This window comes from Stenotrophomonas sp. 22385 (genome assembly GCF_052045085.1).
GTDB lineage: Bacteria > Pseudomonadota > Gammaproteobacteria > Xanthomonadales > Xanthomonadaceae > Stenotrophomonas.
This window is the reverse complement of record NZ_JBQEOG010000001.1, coordinates 611,151-628,815: the sequence shown is the minus strand read 5'-3', so window position 1 is coordinate 628,815 and position 17,665 is coordinate 611,151. Positions and strand designations below refer to the sequence as shown.

The following is a 17,665-nucleotide window of genomic DNA, read 5'->3' as shown; positions in this document are numbered from 1 at the left end:
GAGGAACCATGCTCAGAACCGGTAGGTCAGGCTGGCCTTGTAGGACCGGCCGAACACCACGTTGGTACGCAGGCCTTCGGCATAGCCGTCGAAGGTGCGCTGTTCGCTGTCGAGCAGGTTGTTGCCTTCCAGCTTCAGCGACAAGCGCTCGCTGAAATCGTAGCTCATCGATGCCGACAGGTCCTTGTAGGTATCGTTGTAGATGCCCGTGGATGCCGCCGACAATCCCACCAGGTACTCGTCACGCCAGTTGTAGGCCAGGCGGATGCCGAACGGACCGTTCTCGTAGTAGCCGATCAGGTTGGCGTTGTTCTTGGACAGGCCCGGGAAGGTCATCGCATTGCCGTTGATGTCGGTGATCGGGGTTTCCGAGTCGATCCAGGTGTAGGTGGCCACCACGCCGAAGCCATCGAACATGCCACTGAAGGGCACCTGCGCCAGCAGCTCGGCGCCCTTCACCTTGGCCTTGTCGCCGTTGATCTTGCGCAGCACCAGGAAGTTGACGTTGCTGTAGGTTTCCGCGCTCTGGCGCTGCACGATGAAGGTGGACACGTCCTTGTAGAACAGGCCGGCCGAAAGCAGGCCCTGGCCGCCGTAGTACCACTCCAGCGACAGGTCGTACTGGGTGGCCTTGAACGGATCCAGGTCCGGTGCGCCGCCGCTGCCGGTGCCCGGCGAGGTCTGCACGCCGTTGGCATCGAACACGGCGTTGTTGTTGAGGGTCACGCCGTTGTTGAGGTCTTCGGTGTTGGGGAAGGCGACCACCTTGGCCGCGCCGCCGCGCAGCACCAGGCTGTCGGTGATCTGCAGCTTGGCCACCGCCGAGGGCAGTACGTTGCGGTCATCCCGTTCGAAGTTCGACGGGGTCAGCACGCCGGTGCCGCTGATCAGGTTGCCGCGCGAGGTCAGGTCACGGCCCACGAAGCGCAGGCCGACGTTGCCGCCCAGCGCCATGCCGCCCACCTCGGCGTCCCAGTTGAGCTTGGCGTAGGCCTCGAGGAAGTCTTCATCGACGCTGAAGGTGGCCGAATAGGCCAGCGCGGTAGTGGCCGGATCCAGGCACTGCGGGTTCTGGGAGATCTGCGGCAACGTGGTGAAGCTGTCGCAGCCGCCGAAGGTGCCGCGGAACGCCCCCAGGTAATCGCGCGGCAGGCCGGCGAACTCACCCGGCAGGAAGTCGTTGTTGCTGTACACGCGGATGTACGGATCCATCTGCGTGACCGGAATGCCGCCGGCCGGGCGGATGTCGGCGCGGCGCGGGTCCTGCAGGCTTTCCAGCCGGCTGAAGCGCGCGCCGACGTCCAGCGAACGCAGCGGGCCATTGTCGAAGGCCAGGCTCCAGTCGGTGCGCAGCGCGCGCGAGTCGGTCTGCGCGCGCCAGTCGTTGTCGAACAGGATGGTCATGCGCCACTGCGCCGGATCAACCACGTTGACGCCACTGACATTGAAGCTGCCGAAGCTGCCGCTGCGCAGGTCGAAGTCGGTGACCGAGGTCAGCCCGGCCATCGGCGCCAGCCGCATGTAGCGCTGGTTGTAACTGGCGGTGGAACGCCCCCAGTCCAGTTCAGCCGAACCGGTCACGCGTTCGCCGACCTGGAAGCTGGCGCGCAGCGCGCTGGACAGGGTGTCCGAATCGATGTCGGCCACTTCGGTGTTGAGCAGCACGGTGCCGGTGGACCGGCCGGCCAGCAGGATGTCGTGGTCGGAATAGACCGCGTTGCTCAGGCCGGCGGAGGGGTTGAAGGCGATCCAGTAGCGGTCGCGCTCGGCCTTCTGCCGGGAATAAAACGTGTCCCAGGACAGCTCCACGCCATCGGCCGGGCGCCACTGCAGCACCGCGCTCAGGCCAACTTTGGTGCGGTCATCGTCGATGTTCTGCGCACGCATGTCGGTGCTGCCGAAGCGCGTGCGGGTGGGGTCGGTCGGGTCGTTGAAGCGGGCATACCCGGAGAACGTATCCAGGCCCTGCTGCACCACGTTGCGGCGGCCGTACGTGGCCGACAGCAACGCACCGAAGGTGCGGTCCTCATTGCGCCGCGAGATCAGCCCGAACGCGTTGTGGCCCCAGGAATCGGCCATGTCGTCGTAGGTGCCGGCCAGGCTGACCACGTTCTGGTCGCTGTCGCCCGACAGCGGCTGCCGGGTGTGGATGTCGACGATGCCACCCAGCCCACCGGACATCTGGTCGGCGCCGGCCAGCTTGGTGACTTCCAGCCGCGAGATCAGTTCGGAGGGCACCAGCGAGAGCAGTCCGTAGGTGGAGGTGGCCAGCTGGTCCAGGCCGTTGCCGCCGCGCCCGGTGGCATCGACGATCTGGCGGCCGTTGTACAGCAGCACGTTCTCTTTCAGGCCGCGCACCAGGATGTCGCTGCCCTCGCCCATGCCGCGCTCGAGCTGCACGCCGGCCACCCGGCCCAGCGATTCGGCGACGTTGGTGTCGGGCAGCTTGCCGATGTCATCGGCCACGATCGCGTCGACGATCTGCGGCGAATCGCGTTTGAGGTCGCGCGAGGCTTCCAGGCTGCCGCGGATGCCGACCACGCTCACGGCGTCGAGCGTCTGCGCCTGTTGGTCGCCGGCGGTGGTGGTGGTGGCGGGCGGAGCATCCTGTGCGGCGGCCAGCATCGGCGCCAGCAGGCAGGTGCCCAAGGCGGTGAACAAGGTGGAACGTCGAAAACGAAGCATGTATCGGCCCTCTCCCAAGGTAGGGATCCCGCTGCAGGCCCCCGACCTGCCCAGCTGGATCCAGCGCTTTTTCGTCGTTGCTGCTGCGCTGCGGCTTGGCAGCGTGTAGCTAATATAGCAATATGATTTGACCGCGCACGCTGCAATGCAGCGAAGAATCAAGATCTGCCTGTAGCGTCTGCGGCCACTTTCCTTCCATAGTGTTGCTATCCATGGCACACGCTTTCCAACAAGGACCCGGCGCAATGGCCGTTCTGCAAGGTGTCTTCCCGATCCTGCCCAGCATCTTCGACGCGCACGGCGCGCTCGACGAGGCCGGGACCGAAGCCGTGTTCGAGTACATCCTGGCCGCCGGCGCGGCCGGGGTGGTGTTTCCGGGCCTGGCCAGCGAGTACGACATGCTCACGCTGGATGAGCGCCTGCACCTGACGGCCTGCATCGGCCGCTGGAACCGCGGCCGCGTGCCGTTCATCGTCGGCGCCAGCGCGCGCACGCTGGAAGACGCGGTGCGGCTGGCCCAGGCCGGTGGCCACGCCGGTGCGAGTGCGGCGATGGTGCTCACCCCGCACGCGCTGGCCGGTGATGCCGAGGGCATGGCCGCGTTCTTCAGCCGCCTGGCCAGCGAATCGGGCGTGGCGGTGATGCTGCAGAACGCACCGGCGCCGATGGGCGTCGGGTTGGGCGTCGACGAGGTGGTGGCACTGACCGCGCGTGTCCCCGCCATTGAATACGTCAAGGAAGAGACGATGCCCTCGGGCCACCGCATCACCGCGCTGTCCGAACGCGCCGGCAGCAGCGTGCGCGCGGTGTTCGGCGGTGCCGGCGCCCGCTATGTACTGGATGAACTCACGCGCGGGGCGGTCGGTACGATGCCGGCCTGCGAAATCACCGAGGTGCACGTGGCGATGCTGGCGGCCTGGGCGGCAGGCGATCAGTCGCGTGCGCGAACGTTGTTCGAGCGCACCCTGCCGCTGCTCAGCATGCAGGCGGTGTTCCGCTGGCGCCTGACCAAGGCCATCCTGCTGCGCCGCGGCCTGATCGGCAGCGACCATGTGCGTGCACCGGGACCGGCACTGGACCGCTTCGACGAACGCGAACTGGATATCCTGCTGGATCGCATCAGCGACCTGCTGCCGTTGGACACCGTCCCCGGGCAGGCACGGAGAAGCCACGCGTGAGCCAGGTCACCCAGGTTGAAACCTTCATCCTCACCGTTCCGCGCACCACGCCCTACCTGGGGCCGCTGGGGCCGGGCGAGCGGGTCAACGCGCGCGGCTACCTGGTGCGCAAGGGCAACGGGACGCTCTACCCCACCGTGGACCGCTCGGTGCTGGTGCGCGTCACCACCGCCGATGGCGCGGTGGGCTGGGGCGAAACCTATGGCATCTGCGCGCCGCGCGCGACCTGCGAGATCATCAACGACCTGCTTGCGCCGGAACTGATCGGGCGCGAGCCGGACGACGTGGAGCAGATCTGGGACGACCTTTACGGCCTGATGCGCGTGCGTGGCTGCGGCAGCGGGTTCCACACCGATGCGCTGGCGGCGCTGGACATCGCCCTATGGGACCTGCGCGCGCGTGCGGCCGGCCAGCCGCTGTGGGCGCTGCTGGGTGAGCGGCAACGCGACACCATTCCCGGCTATGTGTCCGGCCTGCCGGCGGCAACGGTCGCGGAGAAGGTGGCGATGGCGCGCGCGTTTGCGGCGCAGGGCCACGATGCCTTCAAGGTGCACGCGGTGGTGAGCCATGAGGGCATCGTCGAAGAAATGCAGGCGCTGCGCACCGAGCTGGGCGATGCGGTGCACCTGATGGTGGACCTGCACTGGAAGTTCGATCACGCGCAGGCGTTGGCCCTGGCAGGGCAGCTGGCGCCCGCAAAACTGGCTTTCATTGAAGCGCCGCTCAAGCCTGAAGATGTGGCCGGACTGATTGCCTTGGGCCGCGACAGCCCCATTCCGGTCGCGGCCGGCGAAGAGTGGCCTACCGAGTACGTCGCGCAGCTACGGCTGGTGGGCGACACGCTTGCCTATGTGCAGCCGGAGATGGGCCACACCGGCATCACCCAGTTCCTGCGCATTGCACGCCTGGCGGCAGCGCACGGGGTGCAGATCGCACCGCACGCCACCATCGGCGGCGGCATCTTCATGGCGGCCAGCCTGCATGCGTCGGCGGTCATCGCGGGCCTGTGGCGGCACGAGTGGCAGCACTCGATCTTCTCGCGCTCGGTGGAGATGCTGGACACCGACATGGCGTATGCGCGCGAGGGCTACACGCTGCCCTCCGGTCATGGCCTGGGCGCGCAGCCCAACGCACGTTTCTGGGAACACGCAGAGTTCGTCCCCTGAAACTGAAGCCGGAGCGTTTCCGGCCTCACTCGTCGCAGGGATGCCGGTAGGGTCGCATCCCAATCGACCGCCATTGAATCGTCCGCATTCGGTAAGGGCATGACCTTCGCCGGAGAAAAGGCCGTCCCGATGATGGTCATGCCATCACCGGGCGTGGATGGTCCATCGGCGCTCGATAGGGATGCGACCCTACCGGCGACGCCATGCGTTCGCTGCGACGATCACCGCATGCCGTTCCCCGCTCAGCCCGCCACGACCTGCGCGTCTGGACCGATCAACGTCATCCTGGAGCGCTTGGCTTTTCTCAGCGCGGTCCACGCCAGCAGCACTGCAATGGGGTGCAGGAACGCCATCAGCACGAAGGCGCGGTCGAAGTTGCCGTCGGCGACCAGGTGGCCCACCACCTGCGCCGAGACCATGCCACCCAGCGCGCTGCCGCAGCCCACCAACCCGGCGACTGACGCGATGTAGCGCGAGGGGAACAGATCGACCGTCATCGCAGTGAGGTTGATCTGGTAGGTCAGGTGCGCGAACGTCACCACGCAGGCCAGCGCGAGCAGCAGCGGGATCGGCGGATGAAGCGCCACCAGCATGCCGATCGGCGCCAGGCAGGCCGCGCCGATCATGGTGGTCAGGCGGGCCCGCACCGGGCTCATGCCGCGCTTGACCAGCCGCCCTGAAATCAAGCCACCACCGACGCTGCCAATGTCCGCAGCAACGTAGACGATCCACGCCAGCGAGGCGATTGCGGCCAGACTCATGCCGCGCGCATCGCCCAGGTATTTGGGGAACCAGAACAGGTAGAAGTACCAGACCGGGTCGGCCACCGCGCGCGAGGCGACCAGCGCCCACACCGTGCGGTCGCGCGCCAGCCGGCCCCAGACCCCTTTCATCGACACCGCCGGTGCGGTTGCTGCGGGCGTTTCGAGTGCAGGTGTGGCAACTGCTTCGGCCGTCGCAGCCGCAGGCACCGCCGTGGCCGTCTGCCGCGCCGGGCGCGGGTAGACCAGGTACCACGCAATCATCCACAACAGCCCGGCCACGCCAGTGATCCAGAACGCGCTGCGCCATCCATACGTCAATGCAATGCCACCAATCAACGGCGGCGCCAGTGTCGCGCCGATCATCGCGCCGGCGGTGTACAGGCCCAGCGCCAGGCCGCGCTGCGGCGCCGGAAACTGCTCCGACACTACCTTGGTGCCCACGGTGTAATTGCCCGGCTCCCCCAGCCCCAGCGCGAAACGCGCCGCGCCCAGTTCGAACGCACTGCGCACGAAGCCGGTGGCGATATTGGCCAGTGACCACCAGCCCACGAACAGCAGCAGCGCCACGCGCGCGCCCAGCCAGTCGGTAACCCGCCCGGCCATCACGTAGGCCGCTGCGTAGGCGAACAGGAACACCTGCACCACGCGGGCATATTCCAGGTCGCTCATGCCGAGGTCGGCCTGGATGGTCGTGGCCAGGATCGACAGCGCCTGCCGGTCCAGGTAGTTGATCACCGTGGAAAAGAACAGCAGGGCCAGCAGCACCCACTTGGTGTTCCTGCCGCCGGTCATGCGCCCGCACGCTTGGACATTGCCGATGCCTCCCCTTCGGAAGGCTGCAACGTATTGCTATTGTAGCAACATGTCAAACCGCACTGCGGCAAAGCCTTCAGCCGATCTCGGCGGCCGCCGTGCGCAGTGCCGCGACCAGTTCTTCGGTGGCCGATTCAGGGATCCAGCCGGACATCGCAATGCCGGCATGCACAGGATCGCCCATGGCAATGGCCACGATGTGGTGGTCGCGTTCGTCGGCCACGTGCACGCGTGCATGCCCCTGCCGCCTTGTCTGTTCCAGGGTGGCCAGCAGCTGCTCGATGCCTTCCGGGAACATCGGGATGGGGCGGTCGGCGTACAGCTCGCGCACTTCATCATCGGACAGCTGGGCCAGCAGCACGATGCCGATGCCACTGGTGGTCGCTGGCAGCAGGCCGATGCGGCCCAGGCCCCGCGCCGCCTCGATGCCCGGCGGCGCATGGAACAGGTAGCTGACGCTGTCGTTCCACAGCACGCCCAGCGCCACGGTATGGCCGAACCGGCGCAGGTGCTCCAGCACGGGCAGCGCGCGGCGGATCAGCCCGGAGGCGAACAGGCTCTGCGCGGCCAGCACGTGCATGCCCGGCCCGGCGGTGTATTTGCGGTCGGCGGTCTGCCGGGCAATGCCCAGGTAGGCCAGCGTCTTGAGCAGCCGGTTGACCCGGGTGGGGTTGGCATCCAGCTGCCGGGCCAGTTCGCGGCAGCCCACCGGCTCGGGCGAGGACGCCAGCGCCTGCAGGGTCGCAATACCGTCGATCAGGCTCTGGTTGGGCTGGGCATTTGGCTTGGTTCGCATCCGGAAAGCGTACTTCCCCGCCGGAGGTAATGCCACCAATAGCAACACAATGCCCGGTTCCCGCTAGAAATCGAACCGCATCCCGACCGTGCCTTCGATCACCTTGCGTTCCTTCTGACGGCTGCTTTCCAGGTCGCGCGTGTAGTCGGCGACCGCAAACGCGCTGACATTGGCGTTGAAGCGCGCCACCACCCCGAAGCCGACTTCCAGCGCGCGCGAATCCTGCTGGTTGGTGATGCGGTTGCTGTCGAAGTCGATGCGGTCTTCGCCGTCGAGCGTCTGCCAGTAGTTGAGCTTGAAGTACGGCTGCCACCCGTTGCCGGCAATGTCGTAGTCGGCAGCCAGGCGCAGGCCGACCCGGCCGGTCCAGGCATTGTCGGCATTGAAGCGCAGCTGCGCGATGCGGTCGGCGGCATCGTCCACCGAGGTGCGCTGCCAGATCACCTGCACCTGCGGTTCCAGCCACCAGGCCGACTGGCCGAAGCGCAGCAGCGGCTTGCCGAGCTCCACCGACGCCGTGGTGCCGTCGCCATCCACGTCGATCCCGATGCCACGCGCGGATGTGGCTTCTCCGTCGTAACGGCTCTGCATGACCACCACGTCCAGGTAGCCGCCGGCGCTGCCCGCGCGCGTCCAGTACAGCCCCACGTGCTTGTCGTCCAGGCGGGTACTGCCCACCGCGACGTTCTCCCACCCGATCGCAAAGCCGTTGACGTTGCCCTGCGCGCGGGTGCGCCCGACAAAGACACCGAACTGATCGCGGTGGCCGCCCTCAGCGTTGGCGTACAGATCCAACCCGGCCTGCACGCCCTGGATATCTCCGTCGAATCCGGGTTGGGCATCGCCTTCCCAGTGCTGGTCGTGGCTTTGCCCGACCAGCCGCGCCCAGGCAGCAGGCACGCCGCCCTGCCCGGCCAGGATGCGCTGCTCGCCCTGACGTTCGTGGAAGGTGCCCAGGCTGGCCAGGCTGGCCTCGCGCAGCAGCGGCGGCACCACCGAATACACACTGGTCTCCAGCCGGTACAGGGGCACGATGGCCGCTTCCGACGGACGTGCATCCGGCGTCGGCGGCACCGCCAATGGGCCGGGAACAGCAGCCACCTCGGTTGGCACCGGTGGCGGCGCCTCCACCTGCGGTTCCGGCACCGGCGGCGGCGGGGCCGGCTCCGGCGGCGGCGCGGGTTCTGCGGCCACCGGATCTGGGTTCTCCGGTACATCCGGTGAGGGGGGCGGCGGCAGCGCAGGCGGCAGCGCCCCCTGCGCCTCCGGCGGCGGTGGCTCAGGCGTGACCGAGCCCAGACCCGTGGGAGGCGCAGCCGCTGCGGCGGCCACGCCGTTGACCAGGGTCGAACGCAGATACCAGTTCTCGCCACTCCCTGCGCTGACGCCACCCTTGAAGAGGAAGTACTCGAACGCGCCGGCCGCCACCGGACTGTAAAGCGCGAAAGCGGTAGCGCTGGTGCTGGCGCCATTGATGGCCTGCACGACCATGATGCCGTCCGCTACCGTCTCGGCCCCCGCTCCGCCCGCATTGAGGATGCCCACGCCGGTGGTGCCGCCGGCAACCCCGTTGGAGATCACCAGCCGGTCCGATACGGAATCGTCCGCGCCCAGCACCGTGTCCAGGTACAGTGCGCCGCCGTTGCCGGTGTAGTTGCCGGCAATGGTGAACACGTCGCCTGCGCCATTGGTGCCGTTGGTCAGATCGATCCACCCGGCATTGGTCACGCTCACCGGCAACGCCGCATTGAAGCCAACGATGCCGGCAGTGACGCCGCCGGCGAACAGCGTGCTGGTGGCATCCACGTCCAGCGTGCCGGTGCCGCTGGCGCTGTCGCCAAGGACCAGGTCGCCATCGAAGGTGAGCTGGGTGTCATTGCGCAGCGCCACCGCTTCCCAACCAGTGAAGCGCGCCACGCCGCTGGTCTTGACGTTGCCCATGCTCAAGGTGTCGTTGCCCAGGCCTCCGGTGAAGGCAGGCAGTGCACCCAAGTGGGAAACATTGAGGTTTCCCAACGTCGCCGTGTCATCGCCTTCGCCCAGATCGACCAGGCCATGCACCACGCCACCGCCATTCCAGTCGACGCGGTCATTGCCGAAGCTGAGACGGATCTCACCGCGAACGGTGCCCCCGGTGATCGTGACTGAATCGTTGCCACCGCTGACGCTGATGTTGCCACCGATGTAGCCATCGGACAGCACGATGGTGTCGTTGCCGAAGCCTGTGACAAGATTGCCGTCGATGGTGCCGCCGGACATCAGGAAGGTATTGTCTTCCAGCTTCATGTTGACCCGGCCGATGCGGCCGCCGGTCATCTCGCCATAATCACCATCATCGAACGCGCCGACGATGCGCCCGTCGGTCATGCGGAAGCGATCAAGCCCATCGCCCTGCAGCAACGCACCGATGGTACCTCCGGTCATCAGGAACGTATCGATGCCCGATCCCTGCTGGACCGTGCCGGTCACGGTCCCGCCGCTGACCTCCAGGCTGTCCTCGCCGTCACCCTGATCGATGCGGTCCATCGTTCCGTCGCGGATGACGATCGAGTCGCTCCCCACGCCTTGGAGAACCCCGCCACTGAGCGTACCGCCCAGCATCTCGAAGCGGTCGGCGCCGGTCCCGAAAATGATGCCGCTGGACCCACTGATGACGCCACGGTTGATGACGGTCGTGGCGGCATTGGTCACGATGGCGCCACCACCGGTGTTGCTGATCGTGCCGCGGTTGTCGATCAGATGCCCCGCCCCGCCATTCAGCCCGATCGATGCGCCTCCAGCGACCACCAGCTGCGCACCGCTCTGCACGTTGATGGTGACGTTGCTGGAGCCGACGACACTGGTGATGGCCGTGGTCTGGGGGCTGGGCGGACTGGTCGTACAGGTGACTGTCTGGCCCGTAGCCGGTGCGGTGTTATCGCAACCCGCCCAAGCGGGACTGGCGGCTGCCAGCAGCGCGGCGCCACAGGCCAGGCGGGTGATACGGCCAATGCAGTCGGCCAAGGGGTGCCTCGACAACGCGATCCTGGGGAGCATGACCCGATCCTTTTCCATAGGAAGGAATACGGTTGTACGACTGAGCGTGCTTTTTCCAGTAAAACTACTGCCCCCGTGCGCGTAGTCTTACTGGCCGAGATGTGATGGCCGGGTATAGGAACCGTGAGGAGTCAGATCTTGAGGTAGATCCGTCGCGCATCCAGCACCCAGGCGACGGCCCACCAGACCAGGACGAAGCCCACCGCGCACATCAGCGACGCGAGTTCCGGCATGGAAGGCAACAGCTGCAGCAGCGAGGCACAACACGCCGCCCAAGCACCGCTGGCAGTCAGCACCAGCGCCATGACCGACGAACCGAGGTAGGCGGCAATCGCGTTGACACCAAAACGGCGGCCCAGCGCCGGCCAGCGGTAACGGTCGACCAGCAAATGCGCCAGCAGCAGCGCCATGATCGACAGGCCACCGGTCCACAGCACGTAGCTGGGCGTCCACAGGTTCTTGTTGAACGGCAGCACCGGGGCCAGCAGCAGGCCGCCGCCCAGCAGCACCAGCGCGAGTCCGGCCAGTGCGCCCAGGCTGCCGGCACGCAGCCAGCGCCCTGCAATCAACCCCAGCAACGTGGTGGCGATGGCACCGGCGCTGCTGAGCAGGCCTTCCGGGTCATGCCCGAGCCTGGTGATGGCGTCGTACTTGTAGAGGAACGGTGCGAACAGCGCGGTATCGGCGCGGCTGACCGGGTTGAGCCACGGCTCCAGCGTGTCGGCCCCCAGCAGCAGCGATGCATAGCCCAGCAACAGCCCCCCCAATACCGCCCACTGCGTGCGTTGCCGGGTGTGGATGGCCAGCAGCCCGACCACCGCCACGCACAGCGCGATCCGCTGCAGCACGCCCCACAGTCGATAGGCCGGCAGCTCGAACAACCACCACGCCAGCACATGCAGCAACGCGCCCGCGACGAGAATGCGCAGCGCGCGTTGCAGCAGCGTGCGGCCCAGCGCGGCGCGTGCGCTCGGGTCCACGGCGCGCGGCACGAGACTGAAGGCCATCGAGACGCCGGCAATGAACAGGAACAGCGGGAAGATCAGGTCGGTCGGGGTGAAGCCGTGCCAGTCCGCATGCAGCAGCGGCGGATACACGTGACTCCAGTCGCCCGGGTCGTTGACCAGCAGCATGGCGGCCACGGTCAGTCCGCGCAGGGCATCGATGGAGCCCATGCGCGATGATGCGGCAGTGTTCATGCGTCCTCGCGCTGGCCGGCAATCCAGGTGGCGCGCACCTGCAGCGCCTCGTCGAGCAGCACCAGGTCGGCCTGGTAGCCCTCGGCAATTTCGCCCAGGCGGTCATCCACGTTGAGGAACTGCGCCGGATAGCGCGACGCCATCCGCGCGGCCTCCTCCAGCGACAGGCCCAGCAGCTGCACCGCATTGCGCACGGCCGTGGCCATGTCCAGCGCCGAACCGGCCAGCGAACCGGCCGCATTGCGCACCACCCCGTCCACGGCGGTGATCACTTCGCCATACAGTTCGTAGCTGGGGTTGTCGGCACCCACCGGCGGCATCGCATCGGTGACCAGCATGACCTTGCCCTGCGGTTTGGTCGCCAGCGCCACGCGCAGGCTGGCCGGGTGCACGTGCACGCCGTCGGCGATGATGCCGACCCAGCTGCCGCGGTCTTCCAGCGCCGCGCCCACCGCGCCGGGTTCGCGCCCGGTCAGTGGTGACATCGCGTTGTACAGGTGGGTGAAACCGCGGATGCCGGCATCCAGCCCTGCGCGCGCTTCCTCATACGTCGCCGCGGTGTGCCCGGCGGCCACGATCACGCCACGTTCGACCAGCGCACGGATGCTGTCCAGCGGCACCCGCTCCGGCGCCAGGGTCAGCAGGGTCACGCCATTGTCGAGCGAAGCCGCCATGGCGATTTCGTCGGCATCGGGTACGCGGAACTTGTTCGCGTCATGCGTGCCCTTGCGTGCCGGTGCGATATACGGTCCTTCCAGGTGGATGCCGATCACCCCGGGTACGCCGTCGACAATCGCCTGGCGGGTAGCGTCGATCGCCTTGCGCATCACCTGCACGTCATCGCTGATCAGCGTTGGCAGCAGCGCGGTGGTGCCGAAGCGGCGGTGCGCGGCGGCCAGCGCGCGCAGGCTTTCCACGTCGGGCGTGTTGTTGAACAGCACGCCGCCACCGCCATTGACCTGCGCATCGATGAACCCGGGCAGCAGCCAGCCACCGCCCAGGTCCACCTGCTCGGCCGCACTGCCCAGCTGCGGCGCGGCATCGGAGACCAGCGCGGTGATGCGCCCGGCTTCGATCACCACCGCCAGGTCATCGCGGAAGCCGTCGGCGGTGAGGATGCGGGCATTGCGCAGGACGGTCTTCATCAGACGGTCTCCGTAACCTTGTTCAGGTGCGGCGGCAGGTCCGGGTTGTGCCCGCGGCGCAGTGCCAGCGCGTTGATGGCCTTGTAGAACGCCTGCACGGTGAGCAGCGGCGCACACGCCGGGTGTGGCGCTGGCGGAAGCGGGAGGTCGCCATCCGGGGCGGCCAGCCAGACCTGCGCATCGCGCGCGGCGAACTCGGCGGCCACCGCGCGGGTACCCGCGCCGGTTTCATCGGGCTGGGCGAAGGCCAGCACCGGGAAGCCCGGGCCCACCAGCGCCATCGGCCCGTGCTTGACCTCGGCCGAGCTGTAGGCTTCGGCGTGCAGGCCGCAGGTTTCCTTGAACTTCAGCGCCGCTTCCTGCGCTGCCCCCAGGCCCAGGCCACGGCCGACCACGAACAGGTTGTGCGCCGGCACCAGGCCGTCGGTCAGTGCGGACCAGTCGCTGTTCCAGGCCTGGCGCAGTGCGTCGGGCAACGTGCGCAGCGAGGCGATCAGCCCGGCATCCTGGCTCCAGTACGCGACCAGCTGCAGGATCGCCGACAGCGAGGCGAGGTAGCTCTTGGTGGCTGCCACGCTGCGCTCGGCGCCCGCGCCCAGCGGAATCACGGTTTCGGCCAGCTGCGCCAGCGGCGAATCTTCCACGTTGACCAGTGCCACCACGCGCGCACCGGCGGCGCGCGCGGCCTCGGCGTTGCGCAGCAGGTCCGGGCTCTTGCCGGACTGCGAAATGACGATGTACAGCGCACCACGCAGCTGCAGCGGGGATTCGTACACCGACCCCACCGACGGCGAGGCCGAGGCCGTCACCAGGCCGAGCTTGGTTTCCAGCAGGTACTTGGCATACGTGGCGGCGTGGTCGGAACTGCCACGCGCGCAGGTCACCACGAACGGCGGCGGCGCCGCGCGCAGGGTCGCGGCCAGCGTCTGCACCGTCGCTTCGTTGCGCGCGAACTGCGCGGCGATCACGTCGGCCGCTTCGGCGGCTTCGCGGAACATCAGGGTGTCGTGCGGGGCTGGCAGGGACATGCGGGACTCAGGTGGTTTCGGGGGTGGGGGGCCGCGTGCCGACCGGCCGCATCGGCGCGGTCGAACCGCGCACGACCAGCTGCGGGACGAAGCCCTGGTTCTGCAGCTGCAGCGGCGCATCGTCGTACGCATCGCTGCGCAGCTGCGCGATCAACAGGCGCGCGGCGTGCCGCGCGATGTCTTCGGTGGCCTGCTTGGCGGTAGTCAGCGGCGGCCACGACTGGCGCGAGAACGGGCTGTCCTCGAAGCCGGCGATGGACAGGTCGTAGGGCACGTTCATGCCGGCCGACTTGGCCGCCGCGAGCACGCCGGCGGCGATTTCATCGTTGGAACCGAAGATCGCGGTGGGAGGTTCCCGCAGCGCCAACAGGCGGCGCGCGCCACGGAAGCCGTCGTCGAAGGTGTAATCGCCCTGCACCACCAGGTGCTTGTCCACGGTCATGCCGTAGTCGCGCAGCGCCGCTTCGTAACCGGCGTGGCGTTCGCCGCTGGACCGGTGCGAGGAACCGCCCCACAGGAAACCGATGCGCTGGTGGCCAAGCTGGATCAGGTGTTCGGTGATTTCGTAGGCGGCCTCGCGGTCGTCCACGAACACGCACGCGCCATCCTGCGGATCGGCGGTGGCAGCGATGATGCGCACGAGCTTGATGCCACGCGCGGTCAGCGCGGCGACCAGGTCGGCACGTTCGGACATCGGCGCTGTCAGCACCAGCCCGGCCAGGCGCGAACGCTGCACCCAGTCGGCAAGCTCTTCGGCCAGCATCGGCGAACTGGAATCGCAGGGGTGGATCTGCAGCCCGAAGCCCGTCTCGCGGCACGCGGCGAGCACGCCGTTCTGCACGCCGATGATGTGGTACGGGTTGGGGTTGTCGTAGACCAGCCCGATCACCAGCGTCGTACCGGTGCGCAGGTTGCGCGCGGCGGGATCGGGCTCGTAATCGAGTTCAGCAATGGCGCGCAGCACGCGCGCGCGCGTGGCCTGCATGACCGACGGTTCGTTGTTGATGACCCGCGAAACGGTCTTCAACGACACCTTGGCCCGTTCGGCGACATCCTTGATGGTCGCTCTGCGCATGCTCTTTTCCTGGGTCACCGGTTGGGCGTCCATGATCGCCGATCACTGCCCGTCGCGGGGCAGCCCGACCCGGTGGCCGCGCAGGGAGTAGAACAGGATGTACAGGTAGCACGGCACCATCAGGCCCGCGAACACCCACTGGAAGTCGAAATGCTGCTTCAGCACGGCAAACGCCTGCGGGATGATCGCGCCCCCGGCGATGGCCATCACCAGCAGTGCCGAGCCGGTTTCGGTGAACCGACCGAGCCCGCGGATCGCAAGCGGGAAGATCGCCGGCCACATCATCGCGTTGGCAAAACCCAGCGCGGCCACGAAGCCCACCGACACATAGCCGTGGGTGAACAGCGCGCCGATGCAGAACAGCACGCCCAGGCTGGCCGAAATGCTCAGGTAGCGCGACTGCGAGACCAGGTGCGGAATCAGCGCCAGGCCGGCCAGGTAGCCCACCAGCATGGCGAACAGGGTGATGGAGGTGAACAGCTTGGTCTGGTCCAGCGGCAGGCCGAAACCGTGCCCGTAGGTGCCGATGGCATCACCGGCCATCACTTCCACGCCCACATACACGAACAGGCACAGCACGCCCAGCCACAGGTGCGGGAACTGGAAGATGCTGCTGCGTTCGGCCAGGCCGGGCGCGCGCGCCGGGGTGGCGTTGGCTTCGGCGGTCTTGATTTCCGGCAGCGGCGAGAACAGCACGCCCACCGCAAGCACCACCAGCAGGCCGGCCATGGCCATGTAAGGCATCTGGATCTTCGCCGCGAAGGTATCCAGCAGTGCGTTGCGGGTCACCGGGTCGGCGCTGGCCACCTGCTCGGACAGGTCGCCGATGCCGTGCAGCACCAGGGTGCCGATCAGGAACGGGGCGATCATGCCGGCGATCTTGTTGCAGATGCCCATCAGCGCGATGCGGCGCGCGGCGGTTTCGATCGGGCCCAGGATGCTGATGTACGGGTTCACCGCCGTCTGCAGCAGGGCCAGGCCGCTGCCGATGATGAACAGGCCGCTGAGCGCACCGGGATACCAGCGCTGCTGGGCGAAGTGCGCGAACACCACTGCACCGGCGGCCATCACCAGCAGGCTCAGGCTCAGGCCCTTCTTCATGCCGGTGCGCTTGAGGATCCACGAGGCCGGCAGCGCCAGGAAGAAGTAGGACAGGTAGAACACCATCAGCACCAGGAAGGCGCCGACTTCGTCCAGCTCGAAGGCCAGTTTGACGAAGGTGATCAGCGGGCCATTGAGCCAGGTGAAGAAGCCGATCAGGAAGAACAGCACGCCGATGATGAGGATCGAAGTGGCCACGCTCGAACGCGCGGTAGCAGCAGGCACGGCAGACATCTTGAAGGCTCCTGCGTCGACGGCGCGCGGGCGGCGTCGGAAGAGTGGCTGGGAACAACGTTGTCACATTTATTCGATGGGCCACCCGGCTTTGTCAACAATTGGTTTCCGCGCAGATCGCGGAAAACCCCATGCTGCAGGTGCACAGAATCCTCGCAACGCCCCGCCACGCCTTCACACAGCCTCTGTTTGCAACGGCTTTACGAAATCTTGACGGGAGTACACTGAAAACGTTTTCTTGTGACGTAGGTCGCTGCGGCGCAGCATCGAAAGTGTGAGGTTGTCGTTGACATCGTTGTCAGAACGATTACAGACTCCGCTCAATCGCCGGGGTCCAGACCTGGCCGTACGTATCCCAAGGGAGCCCGTGTGACCGCAGCCGCCCACGCCGTATCGGCCAATGCCCTCCTCTCGATGCCGCCGTTCCTGGCGGCCGACGTGGGCGGCACGCATGTCCGCGTGGGCCGCGTGCAGGCCAGCCATGATCCGGCCCATCCGGTCCAGCTGCTCGAGTACCGCAAGTTCCGCAACGCCGACTACGCCGGCCTGAGCGCGATCCTGGAAGCCTTCATCGCCGATGGCGAGCGGCCCGCACACTGCGTGGTGGCCACCGCCGGTTATGCCCGCGAAGACGGCACGGTAATCACCGCCAACGTGCCGTGGCCGCTGTCGGCACGGCAGATCGAGGCCGACCTGGGCCTGGAAACGGTGTACATCGTCAATGACTTCGAGGCCGTGGCCTACGCCGCCGCGCAGGTCGATGCCAGCGGCGTGCTGCAGCTGACCGGCCCGGCCACCGCCCCGCGCGGCCCGACCCTGGTGGTCGGCCCGGGCACCGGACTGGGTGCGGCGCTGTGGATCCCGACCGCGCATGGCGCAGTGGTGCTGGCCACCGAAGCCGGCCAGCCGACGCTGGCGGTGAGCACCGAACTGGAAATGGCGATCGTCCGGCAGATGCAGCGCGAGCTTGCCCACGTCTCGGTCGAACATGCGCTGTCCGGCCCGGGCCTGATGAACCTCTACCGCGCCCTGTGCGCCATCGAAGGCCAGCCCGCCGTGCTGGCCACGCCCGATGCGATCACCGCGGCGGCCGTGAGCAACCAGCACGCGCTGGCCCGCCAGAGCCTGGACGTGTTCTGCGGCCTCCTCGGCAGCACCATCGGTGACATGGCGCTGCAGTACGGCGCCCATGGTGGCGTGTACCTGGCCGGCGGGATCCTGCCGCAGATCCGCGAATACCTGTTGAACAGCACCTTCGTGTCCCGGTACCTCAACAAGGGGCCGATGCGCGAGGCGCTGGAACGCATACCCGTGAAGGTGGTCGAGCACGGGCAGCTGGGCGTCATCGGCGCCGCCAGCTGGTACCTCGGCCGCACGGACGCTTGAACGCACGCTTCGCAAACCGCACGCCGTCGCTGGCGCACCAACGATTGATGAGGAGAGAC

General features: G+C 67.5%; 12 protein-coding genes. 3 read left to right on the top strand and 9 right to left on the bottom strand.

Translation table 11 applies throughout. The features are described from left to right. Positions 1 to 12 precede the first annotated feature (12 nt). Complete coding sequence (locus tag ACTJI4_RS02685; RefSeq protein ID WP_392918269.1) at positions 13 to 2,685, bottom strand: TonB-dependent receptor; 2,673 nt, start codon at positions 2,683 to 2,685, stop codon at positions 13 to 15. A 245-nt stretch (positions 2,686 to 2,930) separates the two neighbouring features. On the opposite strand from ACTJI4_RS02685, the gene ACTJI4_RS02680 reads away from it, so the two are divergent. Continuing rightward, positions 2,931 to 3,863 carry a dihydrodipicolinate synthase family protein gene (locus ACTJI4_RS02680; RefSeq protein WP_440868428.1) on the top strand — a complete coding sequence of 311 codons (933 nt, stop codon included), beginning with the start codon at positions 2,931 to 2,933 and terminating at the stop codon, positions 3,861 to 3,863. Then, entirely contained in the window at positions 3,860 to 5,029 is a 1,170-nt protein-coding gene (locus tag ACTJI4_RS02675) for a mandelate racemase/muconate lactonizing enzyme family protein (RefSeq protein ID WP_440868427.1), read from the top strand. Before ACTJI4_RS02680 ends, ACTJI4_RS02675 begins: the two co-directional genes overlap by 4 nt. 242 nt (positions 5,030 to 5,271) lie before the next feature. On the opposite strand, the gene ACTJI4_RS02670 is transcribed toward ACTJI4_RS02675, so the two are convergent. The 8 genes from ACTJI4_RS02670 to ACTJI4_RS02635 form a co-directional block, all read right to left on the bottom strand. After that, positions 5,272 to 6,585 carry an MFS transporter gene (locus ACTJI4_RS02670; protein WP_392918278.1) on the bottom strand — a complete coding sequence of 438 codons (1,314 nt, stop codon included), beginning with the start codon at positions 6,583 to 6,585 and terminating at the stop codon, positions 5,272 to 5,274. Between the two features lie 97 nt (positions 6,586 to 6,682). Then, entirely contained in the window at positions 6,683 to 7,402 is a 720-nt protein-coding gene (locus ACTJI4_RS02665; RefSeq protein WP_392918281.1) for an IclR family transcriptional regulator, read from the bottom strand. A 63-nt stretch (positions 7,403 to 7,465) separates the two neighbouring features. Continuing rightward, a complete protein-coding gene (locus ACTJI4_RS02660; protein ID WP_440868426.1) occupies positions 7,466 to 10,438 on the bottom strand; it encodes an autotransporter family protein in 2,973 nt (990 codons plus the stop codon). A 131-nt stretch (positions 10,439 to 10,569) separates the two neighbouring features. Beyond that, the gene (locus tag ACTJI4_RS02655; RefSeq protein WP_440868425.1) at positions 10,570 to 11,637 is read right to left on the bottom strand and encodes an acyltransferase family protein; all 1,068 of its coding nucleotides are present in this window, start codon (positions 11,635 to 11,637) and stop codon (positions 10,570 to 10,572) included. Beyond that, a complete protein-coding gene (nagA, locus tag ACTJI4_RS02650; RefSeq protein WP_392918291.1) occupies positions 11,634 to 12,782 on the bottom strand; it encodes an N-acetylglucosamine-6-phosphate deacetylase in 1,149 nt (382 codons plus the stop codon). The genes ACTJI4_RS02655 and nagA overlap by 4 nt, the downstream gene beginning before the upstream one ends. Next, a complete protein-coding gene (locus ACTJI4_RS02645) occupies positions 12,782 to 13,810 on the bottom strand; it encodes an SIS domain-containing protein (RefSeq protein WP_440868424.1) in 1,029 nt (342 codons plus the stop codon). The genes nagA and ACTJI4_RS02645 overlap by 1 nt, the downstream gene beginning before the upstream one ends. A gap of 7 nt (positions 13,811 to 13,817) precedes the next feature. Next, on the bottom strand, positions 13,818 to 14,885 hold the full coding sequence (locus ACTJI4_RS02640) for a LacI family DNA-binding transcriptional regulator (RefSeq protein WP_392918296.1): 1,068 nt from the start codon (positions 14,883 to 14,885) through the stop codon (positions 13,818 to 13,820). A 42-nt stretch (positions 14,886 to 14,927) separates the two neighbouring features. After that, positions 14,928 to 16,220 (bottom strand): sugar MFS transporter, encoded by a 1,293-nt coding sequence (locus tag ACTJI4_RS02635; RefSeq protein ID WP_392918298.1) that lies wholly within the window; start codon positions 16,218 to 16,220, stop codon positions 14,928 to 14,930. 414 nt (positions 16,221 to 16,634) lie between these two features. On the opposite strand from ACTJI4_RS02635, the gene ACTJI4_RS02630 reads away from it, so the two are divergent. Next, a complete protein-coding gene (locus ACTJI4_RS02630) occupies positions 16,635 to 17,606 on the top strand; it encodes a glucokinase family protein (protein WP_440868624.1) in 972 nt (323 codons plus the stop codon). The last annotated feature ends 59 nt before the right edge of the window (positions 17,607 to 17,665 follow it).